The sequence below is a fragment of the Acinetobacter sp. YH12231 genome (genome assembly GCF_013417755.1).
Lineage (GTDB): Bacteria > Pseudomonadota > Gammaproteobacteria > Pseudomonadales > Moraxellaceae > Acinetobacter > Acinetobacter amyesii.
Map to the genome: position 1 here is coordinate 185,618 of NZ_VPDJ01000006.1, position 16,935 is coordinate 202,552.

Consider the following 16,935-nt stretch of genomic DNA (forward strand, 5'->3'; position numbering starts at 1 on the left):
GTTTTTTATTTTAAAACTGGAACTTAGTTACCAATTTTGCGGTATTTTTGACGCTTTGCAACAAGGTCATCACCATCACGTTTACGACGATATTCTTCAAACTCATGGTAGTTACCTGTGAAGAATTCAGGGGTTTCACCTTCAAATGACAAAATGTGCGTTGCAATACGGTCGAGGAACCAACGGTCATGCGAGATCACCATGACAGTACCTGGGAATACCAGAATGGCATCTTCAAGCGCACGTAAAGTTTCAATATCCAAGTCGTTTGACGGTTCATCGAGTAAGATGACGTTTGCACCCATTTGCAGGATTTTCGCAAGTTGTAAACGGTTACGTTCACCACCTGACAATTGACCTACACGTTTTTGCTGATCTTGACCTTTGAAGTTAAAGCGACCGATATACGCACGAGATGCGATTTCGTATTCACCAATTTTCAAGATATCTAAACCGCCAGAAACTTCTTCCCAAACAGTTTTGTTGTCATCTAAGGTGTCACGAATCTGACCAACATAAGCCACTTTAACAGACTCACCCAGTGTAACTGTACCTGTATCTGGTTGTTGTTCGCCTGTCATCATACGGAACAATGTGGTTTTACCCGCACCGTTCTCACCCACGATACCCACAATGGCACAAGGTGGTACAACGAATGATAAGTCTTTATAAAGCGTACGATCACCAAACGATTTGCTGATGCCTTCAACTTCTACAACCTTGTTGCCTAGACGTGGACCAGGTGGAATGTAGATTTCAGACGTTTCATTACGCTGTTGGAATTCGCGTGAGTTAAGCTCTTCAAAACGCTCCATACGCGCTTTGTTTTTCTTTTGCTGACCTTTAGCATTTGAACGAACCCATTCAAGCTCTTTTTTCAATGCTTTAGCAAAAGATTCTTCTTGCTTCTGTTCTTGCTCTAAACGAGCATTTTTCTGCTCTAACCAAGAAGAATAGTTGCCTTGGTATGGAATACCCATGCCGCGGTCAAGCTCAAGAATCCACTCTGCCACGTTATCCAAGAAGTAACGGTCATGGGTAATCGCAACGATGGTGCCTGGGAAGTCTTTCAAGAAACGTTCTAACCAAGAGACTGATGAAGCATCCAAATGGTTCGTCGGTTCGTCTAGAAGCAGCATGTCTGGTTTAGACAATAACAAACGGCAAAGTGCAACACGACGGCGCTCACCACCAGACAACTTAGATACATCTGCATCCCAAGCTGGAAGGTTCAACGCAGCAGCAGCCTGATCCATTTGGTTGACAATGTTATGTGCATCCCATGAATGGATAATTGCTTCTAACTTCTCTTGTTCTTTTGCAAGTGCATCAAAGTCAGCATCTTCTGCTGCATATTCTGCAAACACTTCATCAAGACGCGCCAAAGCATCCAACGGTTCACGTAAACCGTCTTCAACGTTACCACGAACGTCTTTGCTTTCATCCAATGGCGGCTCTTGTTCAAGGTAACCAATTTTGATACCCGGTTGAGCACGTGCTTCACCTGAGAAATCTTTATCTACGCCCGCCATAATACGAAGCAAGGTAGATTTACCTGCACCGTTTAGACCAAGCACACCAATTTTTGCGCCTGGGAAAAATGATAAAGAGATGTCTTTCAGGATTTCGCGCTTAGGCGGAACCATCTTCGACACACGGTTCATCGTGTAAATATATTGGGCCACTTAGGACTCCTCAATAGTCAAAACATATACGGAACAACACAAAGTTGCCCCTGCTCAATTGAGCGAAAAAATAATCGGCTATTATACGCATAAAGTCGTGAAAAAATAAGGTTTCGCACACGCCTTCAATGCATTGTTACAAGTTTAATGGCGAACAAAATTTAAACATGCGTTTTTAAGCATGATTTCGCTCATCTTTAGCTGAAAATTTTTCAACAATATGAATAATTATGATATTAATTTTAGAAATAAAGCACTTTTATTCATATATAAAAATGATAGACTGTTTAAAAACTAGCTCACTTAGATGAAGTAATCATGACATATAAAGACGAAACTTTAGCAATTCACGCGGGGTATACACCGGAGCCAACCACCAAAGCGGTTGCGGTGCCAATTTATCAAACCACTTCATATTCCTTTGATAACACACAGCATGGTGCTGATTTATTTGACTTAAAAGTTCAGGGTAATATTTATACCCGCATTATGAATCCAACCACGGCGGTACTTGAACAGCGTGTTGCAGCACTCGAAGGCGGTATAGGCGCACTGGCGTTGGCATCAGGTATGGCGGCCATTACATATGCGATTCAAACCATTGCTGAAGCAGGCGACAATATCGCTTCAGTTTCGACCCTGTACGGCGGCACATATAACCTGTTTGCCCACACTCTGCCGAAACAAGGCATTGAAGTTCGCTTCTTTGATTATCAGAACCCTGAAGCGCTGCGTAGCCTCATCGATGACAAAACCAAGCTGGTCTTTGTCGAATCTATTGGTAACCCATTGGGCAATATTATTGACCTCGAAGCAATTTCGAAAATTGCGCATGAATATGGCATACCTGTGGTGGTGGACAATACTGTGGCCACCCCTGTCCTGCAAAAATCTTTTGAATTTGGTGCCGACATTGTGGTGCATTCACTCACAAAATATATTGGCGGTCATGGTAATTCGATCGGCGGCATCATCGTCGACAGCGGCAAGTTCCCATGGGGCAAATACCCTGAACGCTTTAAATCACTCAATACCCCTGATCCAAGCTACCACGGGGTGAATTATGTCGAAGCTTTAGGTGAAGCCGCCTACATTGCCCGTGCGCGCGTGGTACCACTACGTAATACAGGCGCTGCGATCAGCCCACACAATGTGTTTTTGATCTTACAAGGTTTGGAAACCTTAAGCCTGCGCATGGAACGTCATACCGAAAATGCGCAAAAAGTGGCTGAATATTTACAAGCGCATCCAAAAGTAAAATGGGTCAACTACGCTGGCTTAAAAGACCACCCACAACATGCTTTGGCGCAAAAATATGTCAAAGGCAAACCATCTGCGATTCTTTCATTCGGCGTTCAAGATGGCCTTGCAGGTGGCACACGTTTCATCGATGCCTTGCAGTTGTTTACTCGCCTGGTGAATATTGGTGATGCCAAAAGTTTAGCCTGCCATCCCGCGACCACGACACATCGTCAGCTCAATGAAGATGAACTCAAAGCAGCGGGGGTCAGCATTGATATGGTTCGTTTATCGATTGGGATCGAACATGCGGATGACTTGATTGCAGACTTAGAGCAAGCCTTAGCTGCTGTTTAAACCATAATTGCACAATCCACAGGTCTTATTTTTAAGGCCTGTTTTTATTTCCATTTCATTTAAATAACCACTCCCACATAATCCGCCTTCCAACTTTGGGCATCTATGGCCCTGCTTCTATATTTATTTACAATTTTATTTATCTTGAAAATCGACTTTTTTTGCGTTGCAACGATGTTGCTAAAAGCACTTCTCTTTCACATATTTATGTGTTAAAAATTGAGTAAATAGGGATTTTAATTTAGAGTAAAAACTCTAAATATTATTTTATTATCAATTACTTATCATATGGCTTTTTTTGAATAAAACGCTATCATACCGCTGACTTAAAACAGCCCTGCACATAACGTTGTCGGGCCGATAAATGAATACAATAAAACTGATTTAACAGGGAACCTCATCGTGAATTCAAGACTTGAGAAACGTTTCGTTGACCGTGTCAACGGTAAGACCATTTTAATCACCGGTGCATCAAGTGGTATCGGTTTAACCACAGCGCATCGCCTTGCCAACGCAGGCGCACATGTTCTACTGGTTGCACGTACCAAAGAAACTCTTGATGCCGTAAAAGCTGAAATTGAAGCCACTGGCGGTAAAGCCGATGTTTTCCCATGTGACCTCAATGATATGGACTCCATTGATGCTGTGGCACAACAAATCCTCGCTTCCGTCGATCATATTGATATCTTAATTAATAACGCTGGCCGTTCTATTCGTCGTGCCGTACATGAATCAACCGATCGTTTCCATGATTTTGAACGTACTATGCAGTTGAACTATTTTGGCGCGGTACGTTTGGTGATGAATTTACTGCCGAAAATGATGATTCGTCGTGAAGGTCATATCATCAACATCAGTTCGATTGGTGTATTGGCCAATGCAACACGCTTCTCTGCCTATGTTGCGTCTAAAGCCGCATTAGATGCTTTTAGCCGTTGCCTGAGCGCTGAAGTTCACTCGCATAATATTGCCATCACGTCGGTCTACATGCCATTGGTGCGCACGCCAATGATCGCTCCAACCAAAATTTATAAATACGTTCCAACGCTTTCTCCAGAACAAGCGACTGACCTGATTGCATTTGCCATCGTGAAACGTCCGAAGAAAGTGGCGACCAATTTGGGCCGTTTGGCTTCGATCACTTACTCCATTGCTCCTGACATTAATAACAAACTCATGTCGATTGGTTATAACCTGTTCCCAAGTTCTTCAGCGTCTATTGGTAAACAAGAAAAACTCAATTGGGTACAAAAAGCATATGCTCGCCTATTCCCTGGTGAACATTGGTAAGACCTGATGCATCCCTAAAAAAGCCCTTATGAGGGCTTTTTTATTGGGTTTTATACGACAACTTTGCTACATTGGGGTGAGATAAAATCAACTTTTATAACAATGAAAACTCAAAATATTGCCATCATCGGTGCAGGTACAGCAGGATTAGCTGCTGCAGCAATGCTTGCTGCTCAAGGCCATCAGATCTGCTTATATGAAAAAGTCTCACAACTTGAACCTGTGGGTGCAGGATTATTATTACAACCTGCCGGACTGGCAGTTTTCGAACATTTAGGCATTTTGGAGCATGCCTTAAACCTTGGCGCTGTGGTAACTGGTCTTGAAGGTCAACTGGCTGGCGGCGACTTGCTGATAAACAGTCATTATCGTCAAGCCGATGACCGTTCATATGGGCTCGGCATTCACCGTGCCACACTCTGTCATGTCCTCGCATCCAAAGTCCGTGAATATCCTCAACACGTTGAATGGTGCATGGCGCATGAAGTGCATGAACTTCAAGAATCCAGTGAGGGTATAAACGTAATTGGGCAGTCCGCAGATCAATCTTTTCAACGTCAGTTTGATCTCGTGCTGATTGCCAATGGTGCACGCAGCCATTTACGTCCTAAAGCGTGGGAAAAGCTCAACCAAGCTTATCCTTGGGGGGCGAAGTGGATCATCGTGCCTGAATGCGAAGTACTCAATCCGCAGATCTTGCATCAGTTCTATGACCGTTCCAATATCATGATGGGTGTGATGCCAACGGGAGCAATTCCAACACAGCCTGAACAGCGCCTTTCGAGCATTTTCTGGAGTCTACCTACAGAAGATTTAGAGGGATTCTTAAAAACAAAGAACGCACAGCAGCAATGGTTGCTTGAAGTTTCAAAACGCTGGCCGAGTGTTGCAGAATGGTTAGCGCATGTGATTCCACATCCAGATGATCCGCAGCAATGGCTATCTGCCAATTATCGTGATGTGGTGCTGAGCAAACTTGGTGAAGGTCGTATCGGCATATTAGGCGATGCTGCTCATGCCATGAGTCCACAGCTTGGACAAGGCGCCAACATGGCTTTGCTCGATGCATGGGCCATCAGTCAAGCTCTGCTTCAATATCAACAGGACTCCTCACTGCAAAACCTCTGGCAGGAGTATCATCAGCTACGGTTGTCCTCCGTGCGATTTTACCAATTTTTTAGTCGCTTGCTGACTCCTTTTTATCAATCACATCATCGCTGGACAGCACCGCTCCGTGATTTTTCATTTCGTGCTATGTATCAGCTGCCGTTTTTCCGCAAAGAAATGGCGATTACGATTTCCGGCTTAAAAACGGGTGCATTTGGGCAAATGAATTATGCTGACATTGCCCGAAAGCCTGCAGATGATTCTGCGGCTGAACTGCGCAATTTAAAATTTGATTAAGAATTAACTCCCCATCATTCTCTTGATGGCTTACACTATAGTGCTGCTCAAATGCTGCGGCATTTATTTTTTGATTTTTGAATTGGTGAAATCCTCATGAACAACCTGCAATGGCTCGATGAAGTAAAATTTAACGAACAAGGCTTAGTGCCTGCTATTGCACAGCATCATCAAAGCGGGCGCGTATTGATGGTGGCATGGATGAACCGTGAAGCGTTGGCGCAAACTGCAGAAAAAAATCAAGCGGTGTACTTTTCACGTTCACGCAATAAGCTATGGCATAAAGGTGAAGAATCTGGCCATTTCCAAACCGTACATGAAATCCGTTTGGACTGTGATGCTGACGTGATTGTGCTACAAATTGAACAGCATGGCGGCATTGCCTGCCATACCGGCCGTGAGTCATGCTTCTACCGCAAGCTTACTGCCAATGGCTGGGAAATTGTCGATGCGCAATTGAAAGATCCTGCTGCAATTTATGGTGTAAAATCAGCAAATCCGCATACCCTTGCGATGAATGCATCCAATGCGCAATCTGAGCAAGTCGAAGTACTCGACTACTTAGGTAAAATGATGGCTGAACGCAAACAAGCTGATCCTGAGTCCTCTTATGTGGCGAAGCTTTACCATAAAGGCCTCAACAAAATTTTAGAAAAAATCGGTGAAGAAAGCGTTGAAACCATCATTGCCGCTAAAGATTTTAAAATCGAAGCCAATGAAGACAACAAAAACGATTTGATTTACGAAGTGGCAGATCTTTGGTTCCATACCATTGTAATGCTAGGTTATTTCGATATTGATCCTCAATTGGTACTCAACGAACTCGCTCGTCGTCAAGGCCTTTCGGGTTTGGTTGAAAAAGCCAACCGTCAGCACTAAAAGTCTCAACCGTGCCAGATCTTAAAAAACCGACCGCGACCTATGAGCAGGCCACTGCCATAGATAACGCACGTCTTGGCAAATCATTTAAAGTGATTGCCTATGCTGGCACAGGTAAAACCACTACACTCCAAATGATCAGTGATGCCATGCCTCAGCGGCGTGGCATGTACTTGGCATTTAACAAAGCCATTGCCACCGAAGCACAGAATCGTTTTCATCAAAATGTCGACTGTCGAACCTTTCACTCATTGGCCTATCGTAGTGTTCCACGTGGAGTGACTGACAAACTGCGTCTACCACGTTTAAGTCCGAGTTTTATTGCCAAAGAATATCGACTAGAACCGATCACCCTACGCCGTATGATGGGCGGTCGTTATGAAAAATATGTACTCATGCCTTCGCGCTTGGCGAGTCTGGTAGCAAACGCTGTCAGTTATTTCTGTTCGACCAGTTCACAGTACCCTGCCCCACGACATCTACAAGCACCGAGTTGGCTGCATCCGGACGATATCGAAAGCTTACAAAAGCATTTGTATCCTGCCATTGAACGTCGTTGGTTAGAGTCGATTGATCCGAACCATGCAGCAGGGATTGGACACGATATTTATTTAAAACTTTGGGCTTTGTCTGAACCGAATATTCCTGCGGATTATGTGCTGTTCGATGAAGCTCAAGATGCTGACCCGCTAATGCTAGGGATTTTACTGAAACAGCGGAATACTCAAGTCATCTATGTTGGCGATGCGCATCAACAAATTTATGCATGGCGTGGCGCAGTCAATGCCATGCAGCAACTCCCTTTACCCGAATCCCGTTTGACTACGTCTTTCCGTTTTGGTGAAGAAATTGCCTTGAACGCCAATGCTCTACTGGGCGCATTGAACGAAACCGTGCCTTTATTGGGTAATCCGCAGCTCAACTCTAAAGTGGTCAATAAACCACATACCAAGATGCGCGATGCCATTTTATGTCGTACCAATGCACGTGCGATGGAACTGTTATTGGCGGGTTTGGTTAAGGGCGAAAAAGTTAGCCTGCAAGCAGATCATGCGCGACTCAATCGTTTTGTCGATGCTGCAGCCATGCTCAAGCAAGGCAAGCGCGTAGTCGATGTCCCAGAGCTTGCGTGGTTTAACTCATGGCATGATGTGCATGAATATTGTGAAACCAATGACGGCAGCGATATTAAACCGCTAGTGAAGTTGGTCGATGACCACGGTACTGACCCGCTGAAAAAGGCACTGGCGAAAATCACCCCGATAGATCAAGCCGACTACATCATCTCGACCGCCCATAAAGCCAAAGGTTTAGAATGGGATCGAGTGCATATTGAAGATGACTACCAATTTAAGCTCAACGATAAAGATTATAAAATTAGTGACGAAGAGTTACGGTTACTTTACGTGGCCTGCACACGTGCTAAAGTAAGTTTAAATATCCATCATATTTATGACTTGATGCAGCATTTAAAACGTCAAATGCCCAAATCTTTGGCACAGGCGGTCAGCTAGTATGATGACAAAGGTGAATAAACAATAAATCAGTAAAAGGTGCACCATGAAAATACAATCGATTCAACTCAAGCACACCCTTCATTTTACTGATATCACCCTCAATTTTAATTATCACGATCTGCCGATTACCTTAATCTTGGGTGATCAAAGCTCCGGAAAAACCTCCCTACTGCGCTTTAGTTATCAGGCCCTCACTTGGTTTGCTGCACGCTATAAAGATTTGCGTACTGCAGGCGTGGTGATGCTCGATCAAGACATCATGTTAAATCGCTTACAGTCGAAACTTGATATTCAGGTCAGTTTTCCCGAAGACATTGGCGCATTTCAGCTCTCAAGTGATCAACAAGACCAAGACCCGCAATGTTGTTCATGGCAATTGTATAAAACTTTAAACAGTCAAGGTGTCGGCCTCAGTAAGGCCGAAACACAGCAATTAGAATCCATGGTTGCACTATATCAAAAAGCCCTCAAAGCTGATCCGTTACAAGGGTTGCCACTCATTGCCTATTACCCTGCTGAACGCTTCGTCAACGACGTAAATATTCTCAATAAAAACAATCCTGCTATTTTTCAGCCTTCACATGCCTATGAAATCTCGGCCATTCCCTTTACCACGTTTATTCGTTTTTTTGAGTGGTTTCGTGAAATATCCGACATCGAAAATGCACAAAGTGCCGAATTAATTCAAAATTTATTACATCCAAAAAACCCAACTGACGCATCCAACACATCTGACACGCCACTTTTTGGACAAAAACTGGCGCAAGCTCAGGCCGATCTACACGCGCCGTCACTCAGATCATTAAAACAAGCTTTAGAGACCGTGTTGCCCGATGTGACCAATATTTATCTGCAATATCACCCCAAATTACAGTTAATGGTCTGCTATCAAGGCAAAGACATGTTGTTTCAACAGTTGTCGAATAGTGTGCGCAACCTTGTGGCCTTAATTGGTGATATTGTGCGTCGCCTCTGTCTACTCAATCCTCATAGCTTATATCCGTGCCAAGAAGGTGACGGCATTTTATTGATCGACGCCATAGACCACCAACTCGATCAAAACATGACTCAAGTGATTTTGACCCGTTTAAATCAAGCGTTTCCACGACTCCAAATCATTGCCAGCGGCAACCGTCCTGAACTGCTGGAACAGGCTTCTCGTTTTCAGTGCTTACAACTACAGAATAAAAAGCTCAGTGAGATTCAGCCTGAAAAACTACAAGAAACTTATGATCAGATTTATCAGCAGTTGCAACTCGGATCAAAGGTATCGCTTCCAGCCAAAACTGAAGAGACTGAATTAAATGAGCCACTGAACAGCCCAGATACGATCCAGCACATGTTGCAATTAATCCAGACGCAACTGACCGAGCAACAGCAACAAGAATTGGTTAGGGCTTTATCACAGCGGGGTGATCAGGACGTTACGATCCAACCGCTAAGTTAAAAAAACTGAGGCTGATTAAGTGAGCGTAATCCATAGCCTCGATGTTTAAATATTCAGCAACAAGGCCGCAATAGATGTCTAGACAGTTTCGTCAGGCGTATAATGTGTAAGTGGTTCATAAAAAAGATTGATGTTGTTTTACGCATGTAATATGATCGGTTTTATTTGCAATTTTCATAGTAACATCGGAAATTGCTATCGCTTTACGAGTTGCGCAACACAGCTTGTTTTTAATTTTTTTGACACACACGGCTTTCAAGATTGAATTTTTGGACTGCTCTTTGCTGTCCTGTAATCCTTGAAAGATGAAATACACCTAGGTTTCACCGCCTAATCATGACAATGGATACGAGTGTGCTACCGATTATTATATTGTTACCGTTAATACTAGGCACAACACTTGTCTCGTGGTTGAAGCAATTCTCTCGCGGGGTAACAGCTTTAGGGGCGATTGGCGTCAGCCTCAGCAGTTTAGTTTTATTATTGAGTCAGGCTCAAGATGTCTTTAATGGCAAAACCATCATTCAAACTTGGCCGTGGCTCACTCAAGTTGGCATAGATTTCAGTTTCCGTCTCGATGCACTGGGCTTATTGTTTTCCCTGCTCATTACCGGGATCGGCACCTTAATTTATATCTATGCCTACTATTATTTAAGTCCAAAGAACTCGCTCAGTAAACTGTATGTTTTATTGATGCTGTTCATGGCTGCCATGCTCGGCATTTCATTGTCTAATAATTTAATTTTATTACTCATTTTCTGGGAACTCACCAGTATTTCATCATTCCTTTTGGTCGGTTATTGGAGCAATTACGACGCAGCTCAGCGTGGCTCTCGAATGGCTTTGACCATTACAGGCATGGGTGGTCTATGTATGTTGGGTGGTTTTGTTCTGTTGGCGCAAATCACGGGCACCTATCAGATTGACCAAATCCTGACGATGAGTAGCCAAATTCAGCAGCATCCACTTTTTGTGCCCACACTCCTATTAATTTTAATGGGGGCATTTACCAAAAGTGCGCAGTTCCCTTTCCATTTTTGGTTGCCAAATGCCATGGCGGCACCGACCCCCGTCTCGGCTTATCTACACTCTGCCACGATGGTGAAAGCCGGAATTTTCTTGCTTGCACGCTTATTGCCAATCTTTGCAGGCGCGGTGTTGTATCACAACTTGGTCACCTTTATTGGTTTGTTTACCTTATGTATGGCGGCCTTCTTTGCCATTTTCAAAGAAGATTTAAAAGGGCTGTTGGCCTATTCCACCATCAGCCATTTAGGTCTGATCGTTTGTTTACTCGGGATCGGTTCTCCCCTCGCAGTTGCCGCTGCTATTTTCCATATCATTAACCATGCAACCTTCAAAGCAGCCCTATTTATGATCGCGGGGATTATTGACCACGAATCAGGTACACGTGATTTACGAAAACTCTCTGGTTTATGGCAATTACTTCCGTTTACAGCAACGCTGACCATGATCACTGCGGCCTCTATGGCAGGTGTACCATTAACCAATGGTTTCCTTTCTAAAGAGATGTTCTTTACTGAACTTTTGGCCAACCTGACTGGGCCAGTGATGATCGTGTCGGCTATCATCGCTACTTTTGCCGGTATCTTTGCTGTCGCGTACTCAGTACGTTTGGTTCATGGGGTATTTTTTGATGGTCCACTGGGGAAAGAAGTTCCCAATAAAGAAGCACATGAACCACCTTTTGGTATGCGCGCACCAGCAACCTTACTGGCTGCTTTATGTATTTTAGTTGGATTATTCCCCGCCCTATTGGTTGAGCATATAGTCAACAGCACAGCACGTGCGAGTATTCAAAACCCTGCGTTTGAAGGTACACATTTAGCGATTTGGCATGGTTTAAATGCACCGCTTTTGATGAGTGTAATAGCACTATTGGGTGGTTTAATTTTCTACTTCGCATTGGCAAAGGGCGGCAAATTACGCCGGATCGATTTGGATCCTCTTTTGGGCCGTTTGCAAGGCAAAATCCTGTTCGACTTATTTTTAAAGCATCTTTTACTCAGCTCAAGAAAGTTCCGTCGCTTTACTGAAAATGGCAAATTACAAAGCTATTTATTGTGGATTTTAATCTTTAGTGTAGCCATCGTCATTGTTCCATTTTGGCTGCAAGGTATCGGCACAGGCAGCCGTGAACTGATACATGCACCAATCATCGCAATCGTTCTGTGGCTATTATTATTCTCTGCATGTTGGATGATGCTTTGGTTCCACCATGAACGGATTAAAGCCGTCCTCATCAGTGGTGCAGTCGGTCTGGTTGTGACTATGGTGTTTATCTGTTTCTCCGCTCCAGATTTGGCGCTCACGCAGATTACTGTTGACGTGGTGACCACCGTGCTCTTACTCATGAGCTTATCATTATTACCACAGCTCACACCTTATGAGTCGAGTGTGTCTCGTCGTTGGCGAGATGCAATAATTGCGATTATTGCAGGTTTAGGGATCGCATGGATTTCATGGCTGATCATGACCCGCGATCATAATTCCATCTCATGGTTCTTTATGCAGCAATCCATCCCACTTGGTGGTGGTACCAATGTGGTCAACGTGATCTTGGTCGACTTCCGTGGCTTCGATACCTTTGGTGAAATTACCGTACTGGGAATTGCCGCAATTGGTACGCTGTGCATGATGGATGGTATGCGTGCTCATGGTACCACCATTACGCAAGGTCTGACCTATCGTTTTAATCCGTCACCACTGATGTTCCGTATTACATCATCATGGATTTTGCCTTTAGCACTCGTCATCAGCTTATATATTTTCCTACGGGGTCATAATTTACCAGGCGGTGGCTTTATTGCAGGCTTAATTACCTCTTTAGCCTTAGTGATTCAATATATTGCGCTCGGCCAAGACCGTGCTGAACAACTGATTGGTGCAAAATCAGGTCGCTTATATGAAGTTTGGATTGGTATTGGTTTAACCATTGCGGGGCTGACAGGTATCGCGGCTTGGCTATGGGGGCGTCCATTCCTGACCAGTGCTCATATCTATGTATCGCCACCCATTTTAGGTGAAATGCACCTTGCCTCCGCTGCCCTCTTCGACACAGGTGTCTACATCACCGTTGTGGGCGCGACGATGTTAATGATTTCCGTCTTAGGCGACTCGCGTCACTCGAGTATGTCTGGTCCAGTTCCAAGAGGCGAATAAGATGATTAGTTTAGAATTTTTACTCGCTTCAGCCATTGGCTTACTGACTGCAACAGGGGTCTACCTGATTTTGCGGGCACGTACCTTTCCTGTCGTACTGGGTTTAGCCATGATTGGCTATGCCGTGAACTTATTTTTATTTGTCATGGGGCGTATTCATGTCAACGCACCTGCCGTGTTAACTGAAACCATCAAAGCGACCGACCCTTTACCGCAAGCCTTGGTCCTGACAGCCATTGTGATTGGCTTTGCGACCACTGCCTTTATCGTACAATTGGCTCTGCGTAGCCGCTATGAAACTGGAACAGATCATGTGGACTCCAAAGAAGAAATACCGCAAATTGACCCGCGGGAGGATGAGCCATAATGCATGACTTCATCCAATTTTGGACTACGCATAGCCCGATTTTCAGTATTTTAATTCCTGCAATTACTGCATTTATTTTAGTCCTGCTGGGCAACCCCGGTTCTGGCTCGTTGGCGCATGACTGGCGACAACCTTGGCGTCGCGGAATCAGTTATGTCTCTGGTATCCTCGGACTGATCACATCCATCAGTTATTTGATGATTGCCAGCTCTGGTCAAGTTTTGGTTTATAACTTGAGTGAATGGGCCGCACCATTCGGCATCGTTTTAGTCTTAGATCGACTCTCTGCTTTCATGTTGGTGCTAACCTATGGACTTGCTGTGCCAGTGATGTGGTTTGCTAGCAAAGAATGGGACGAACGTGGTCGTTATTTCCATGCCATGTGCCATTTCTTACTGATGGGTTTGTGTGGTGCGTTCCTGACAGGCGATTTATTTAACCTGTTTGTGTTCTTTGAAATCCTGTTGATGGCATCATATGTTTTGCTCTTACATGGTCAAGGCAAAGCACGTTTTCAGCTTGGTATTCATTACGTCACCATTAACCTATTTGCCTCTGGCCTTTTCCTGATTGGACTCGGGATGATTTACGGCAGTGTAGGTAGCTTAAATATGGCTGATGTTGCACTACTTATGCCTTTGCTTGAAGCGGATCAACATCGTATCGCAGTGGCTGGTGCATTGTTACTGTTTACCGTCTTTGGCATCAAAGCTGCAATGCTGCCTGTAGGGTTCTGGTTACCAAAGACCTATGCTGTGGCAACCACGCCTGTCGCAGCCTTGTTCACCATTATGACCAAGGTCGGCATCTATGCCATTCTCCGTGTCAATGGTACTGTGTTTGACGATGGGATTAGCCGTGAAATCTTACAACAGTGGCTGTTACCGATTGGCTTAGTAACCTCGCTCTATGGTGCTTATGGTGCTATCGGAACCGATCGTTTACGTCGTTTTGTCGGTTTTATGATTTTGTCTTCTATCGGGACAATATTGGTTGCGATTTCACTCTTTAATACGGATGCATGGGCTGCGGGGCTTTACTACCTGATTCACAGTACCATCATTGGTGCAGCTTTTTATATTCTCTCGGGTTGGATTACCTCACAACGTGGCGAATTTAAAGATCATTTTAAAATTGCGCCCCGTATGAAACAGCATAATACCGTTGCTGTTTGCTATTTCATCATTGCGTTGATGATGGCTGGTCTACCGCCATTTAGTGGATTTTTGGGTAAAGTATTTCTCTTGCAAGCAACGGCCAATTCACCTTACCAAATTATGATTATTTTGATCGTATTGTTGGTGAGTTTACTCAGTATTATCGCATTCACTCGAGTTGGTTTTGTGCTTTTCTGGCGTTCATCTCGCCCAGAAGATGATATTGATACTGAAGAATATCAACGTTATCAGGCTTTGCCGAATAAGGCTCCGCTTCGTAATGACAAAACCATTTATCTGCTGTTAACAGCGCTTGTGGGATATATGGTTTTTGCTGCACCGATCTATGACTATACCTACAAAACTGCGCAGCAAATTCAAGACAATCCATTATATGAATCATTGCTGCTAAAAAAGGATGAAAAAGGTCAAATCATCAGTGTTCAACCTTATGATCCTGAAAATTTACCTGAAACTAAATATGGTGGTGAATCAGCCGATCCAAATGCACACCTCATTCCTGCATTGATTGCACCTGAAACTCTACATGGCGAGCATATTTCTGAGTATAAGCAACGCCAAATTCAAGGACAGCAACAAGAAGAAAAACTACCTGAAGAGACCCAACTAAAACCGATGGAGGCACCTTAACATGGCGAAAACATCTGTATTAAATCGCTGGTTTCCGCATCCATTGGTATCAGTCATGGTTGGTCTGAGCTGGGTGATGTTAGCGCACAGTCTAGATGCGGCCACACTCTGCATGGCCTTGGTTTTAGCCATTGTTATTCCACGATTGGTTCGCCCTTTTATTGACCGAACGCCGAATATCAACTGGCTGGTAGCATGTAAATTATTCTTTGTGGTGCTGTGGGATATTATTGTCAGTAATATCCATGTTGCAAAATTAGTCCTTGGGCCAACACATAAACTGCACCCGAAATGGTTCCGTGTTCCTCTCGATACACAGCATGAGGAAGTCAATTCTTTACTTGCGATGATCATCACCACCACACCCGGTACAGTGTCTGCTGGGATTGACCAAGACCGTGGTGATATTTTGGTCCATGCGCTGAGCACGGATGACCCTGAAGCGGAAATTCAAACCATTAAAGAGCGCTATGAACGCCCTCTCATCCTCATTTTTGGCGCTGATACAGGAGAATCCACATGACAATTTTACCGTATGCGCTTGGCATCTGTTTAGTTGCGGTGACGATCTCGATGTTACTGTGCCTCATCCGCTTAGTGATGGGACCCTCAATCGTAGACCGACTACTTGCTTTAGATACCTTATTTTTAAATGCCACCTGTTTAATTGTCATTTTAGGTATTTATTGGGCAAGTACATCGATGTTTGAGGGGGCATTATTGGTTGCCATGCTTGGGTTTGTGTCTACAGCCGCTTTAGCACGCTATTTCACCACTGGCCACGTGATCGACTAGGAGTCCATTAATATGCAATTAGTCATGGAAATTTTGGTCTCGATTTTTTTGGTTATTGGCGCTTTTTTCATGTTGGTCGGCGGTATTGGCATGGTTCGCCTACCCGACTTATTTATGCGTCTGCACGCACCGACCAAATCGAGCACCTTAGGCTTAGGAAGTTTTCTAATTGCTGCAATTATTTATGCAGCATTTCAAGGTCGTTTTGGTTTTGCAGAAATCCTAATCACGCTCTTTGCCTTTATCACCGCACCGGTTTCTGCAAACCTCATGGCACAAGCGGCATTACATTTACGACTGCGCTCGATGAGTGGTGATGCACCAGAAGCGCTCAATCGCCCTCTTCCTTGGCAACGAACTCGGCGCCGTGCCTTTCACTCTAAAATCCATTCAAAACCGGAAGATCTGGATTAATTCCAGATCCAGTTTTGTTTATGTCTTCGAGCTAAAAAATTCTTTGATTCGCATCCACATTTTTTCAAATACGCTACTTTGAGCCATATATTGCAAACGCTTTTGGTTATATGGCGTCGTTTTTAAACCATATTTTTCAGCTAAATCAATCAGCATATTTGTTTCATAACTACTTTGAAAATGATCAGACCATTTAGGCTGATATTGACTCATCTCAAGATTCGCCAATTCTTGACATCCTCACCCCCTTAAAAGAGGGTGATTCCTACAGCTAGACGCTTATGCCCAAGCGCAAGAATGTTTAGAGCTGAGTTTATATCTCAATCATGAGCTGTACCACAGCTCATGCACTCCCATTCTCTTATTCCAAGATCTGTCTTACCTTTTGGACTACTTGAGGTGATCTCACCGCAGCACGAACAAATTTGGGTGGTATAGGCTTCTTGGACTTCTTCAAACAATACGCCTGCGTTCTCGCATTTATACTTGAGCATTGTTTTTAGTGCAGAAAATCCTGTATCCAAAACAGATTTTGCCATTTTGGTTTTTA

Annotated in this window: 14 protein-coding genes and 1 pseudogene; 12 read left to right on the plus strand and 3 right to left on the minus strand. The window is 44.0% G+C overall.

Annotation, left to right across the window (positions count from 1 at the left end; all coding sequences use genetic code 11):
• Positions 1-23: 23 nt before the first annotated feature.
• The gene (gene ettA, locus FTV11_RS04585) at positions 24-1,685 is read right to left on the minus strand and encodes an energy-dependent translational throttle protein EttA (RefSeq protein WP_180073466.1); all 1,662 of its coding nucleotides are present in this window, start codon (positions 1,683-1,685) and stop codon (positions 24-26) included.
• Between the two features lie 318 nt (positions 1,686-2,003).
• Between ettA and FTV11_RS04590 the strand changes: the two genes are divergently transcribed.
• The 12 genes from FTV11_RS04590 to FTV11_RS04645 all read left to right on the plus strand — a co-directional run bounded on the left by FTV11_RS04590 (position 2,004) and on the right by FTV11_RS04645 (position 16,385).
• Complete coding sequence (locus FTV11_RS04590; RefSeq protein WP_078189399.1) at positions 2,004-3,281, plus strand: O-acetylhomoserine aminocarboxypropyltransferase/cysteine synthase family protein; 1,278 nt, start codon at positions 2,004-2,006, stop codon at positions 3,279-3,281.
• 402 nt (positions 3,282-3,683) lie between these two features.
• Positions 3,684-4,571: an SDR family NAD(P)-dependent oxidoreductase gene (locus FTV11_RS04595; protein WP_180049809.1), complete on the plus strand. Its 888-nt coding sequence runs from the start codon at positions 3,684-3,686 to the stop codon at positions 4,569-4,571.
• 102 nt (positions 4,572-4,673) lie between these two features.
• On the plus strand, positions 4,674-5,975 hold the full coding sequence (locus FTV11_RS04600) for an NAD(P)/FAD-dependent oxidoreductase (RefSeq protein ID WP_180073467.1): 1,302 nt from the start codon (positions 4,674-4,676) through the stop codon (positions 5,973-5,975).
• A gap of 96 nt (positions 5,976-6,071) precedes the next feature.
• Positions 6,072-6,854 carry a bifunctional phosphoribosyl-AMP cyclohydrolase/phosphoribosyl-ATP diphosphatase HisIE gene (hisIE, locus tag FTV11_RS04605; RefSeq protein WP_180026546.1) on the plus strand — a complete coding sequence of 261 codons (783 nt, stop codon included), beginning with the start codon at positions 6,072-6,074 and terminating at the stop codon, positions 6,852-6,854.
• An 11-nt stretch (positions 6,855-6,865) separates the two neighbouring features.
• Positions 6,866-8,368 (plus strand): UvrD-helicase domain-containing protein, encoded by a 1,503-nt coding sequence (locus FTV11_RS04610; RefSeq protein ID WP_111884125.1) that lies wholly within the window; start codon positions 6,866-6,868, stop codon positions 8,366-8,368.
• Between the two features lie 46 nt (positions 8,369-8,414).
• On the plus strand, positions 8,415-9,818 hold the full coding sequence (locus FTV11_RS04615) for an AAA family ATPase (protein ID WP_180026545.1): 1,404 nt from the start codon (positions 8,415-8,417) through the stop codon (positions 9,816-9,818).
• Positions 9,819-10,160: 342 nt separating this feature from the next.
• A complete protein-coding gene (locus FTV11_RS04620; protein ID WP_180073479.1) occupies positions 10,161-13,001 on the plus strand; it encodes a monovalent cation/H+ antiporter subunit A in 2,841 nt (946 codons plus the stop codon).
• Between the two features lies 1 nt (position 13,002).
• Complete coding sequence (locus tag FTV11_RS04625; protein ID WP_180073468.1) at positions 13,003-13,368, plus strand: Na+/H+ antiporter subunit C; 366 nt, start codon at positions 13,003-13,005, stop codon at positions 13,366-13,368.
• Positions 13,368-15,176: a monovalent cation/H+ antiporter subunit D gene (locus FTV11_RS04630; protein ID WP_180073469.1), complete on the plus strand. Its 1,809-nt coding sequence runs from the start codon at positions 13,368-13,370 to the stop codon at positions 15,174-15,176. Before FTV11_RS04625 ends, FTV11_RS04630 begins: the two co-directional genes overlap by 1 nt.
• 1 nt (position 15,177) lies before the next feature.
• Positions 15,178-15,699, plus strand: a complete 522-nt coding sequence (locus FTV11_RS04635; RefSeq protein WP_180073470.1) for a Na+/H+ antiporter subunit E — start codon at positions 15,178-15,180, stop codon at positions 15,697-15,699.
• Entirely contained in the window at positions 15,696-15,971 is a 276-nt protein-coding gene (locus FTV11_RS04640; RefSeq protein WP_078189410.1) for a monovalent cation/H+ antiporter subunit F, read from the plus strand. The genes FTV11_RS04635 and FTV11_RS04640 overlap by 4 nt, the downstream gene beginning before the upstream one ends.
• A 12-nt stretch (positions 15,972-15,983) precedes the next feature.
• Positions 15,984-16,385: a Na+/H+ antiporter subunit G gene (locus tag FTV11_RS04645; protein ID WP_180012110.1), complete on the plus strand. Its 402-nt coding sequence runs from the start codon at positions 15,984-15,986 to the stop codon at positions 16,383-16,385.
• An 18-nt stretch (positions 16,386-16,403) separates the two neighbouring features.
• On the opposite strand, the gene FTV11_RS04650 is transcribed toward FTV11_RS04645, so the two are convergent.
• Together FTV11_RS04650 and FTV11_RS04655 are read right to left on the minus strand one after the other, a co-directional pair.
• Positions 16,404-16,598 carry a hypothetical protein gene (locus tag FTV11_RS04650; RefSeq protein ID WP_180005485.1) on the minus strand — a complete coding sequence of 65 codons (195 nt, stop codon included), beginning with the start codon at positions 16,596-16,598 and terminating at the stop codon, positions 16,404-16,406.
• Between the two features lie 35 nt (positions 16,599-16,633).
• A pseudogene (locus FTV11_RS04655) lies at positions 16,634-16,935 on the minus strand (RNA-guided endonuclease InsQ/TnpB family protein); the annotation flags it as partial.

What these genes read in the sequence shown, in the direction of transcription:
- FTV11_RS04590 (WP_078189399.1), top strand. Translation starts at nt 2,004, where the DNA reads ATGACATATAAAGACGAAACTTTAGCAATTCACGCGGGGTATACACCG.
- FTV11_RS04620 (WP_180073479.1), top strand. Translation starts at nt 10,161, where the DNA reads ATGGATACGAGTGTGCTACCGATTATTATATTGTTACCGTTAATACTA.
- FTV11_RS04645 (WP_180012110.1), top strand. Translation starts at nt 15,984, where the DNA reads ATGCAATTAGTCATGGAAATTTTGGTCTCGATTTTTTTGGTTATTGGC.
- FTV11_RS04615 (WP_180026545.1), top strand. Translation starts at nt 8,415, where the DNA reads ATGAAAATACAATCGATTCAACTCAAGCACACCCTTCATTTTACTGAT.
- FTV11_RS04635 (WP_180073470.1), top strand. Translation starts at nt 15,178, where the DNA reads ATGGCGAAAACATCTGTATTAAATCGCTGGTTTCCGCATCCATTGGTA.
- FTV11_RS04630 (WP_180073469.1), top strand. Translation starts at nt 13,368, where the DNA reads ATGCATGACTTCATCCAATTTTGGACTACGCATAGCCCGATTTTCAGT.
- hisIE (WP_180026546.1), top strand. Translation starts at nt 6,072, where the DNA reads ATGAACAACCTGCAATGGCTCGATGAAGTAAAATTTAACGAACAAGGC.
- FTV11_RS04640 (WP_078189410.1), top strand. Translation starts at nt 15,696, where the DNA reads ATGACAATTTTACCGTATGCGCTTGGCATCTGTTTAGTTGCGGTGACG.
- FTV11_RS04625 (WP_180073468.1), top strand. Translation starts at nt 13,003, where the DNA reads ATGATTAGTTTAGAATTTTTACTCGCTTCAGCCATTGGCTTACTGACT.
- FTV11_RS04600 (WP_180073467.1), top strand. Translation starts at nt 4,674, where the DNA reads ATGAAAACTCAAAATATTGCCATCATCGGTGCAGGTACAGCAGGATTA.
- FTV11_RS04650 (WP_180005485.1), bottom strand. Translation starts at nt 16,598, where the DNA reads ATGAGTCAATATCAGCCTAAATGGTCTGATCATTTTCAAAGTAGTTAT.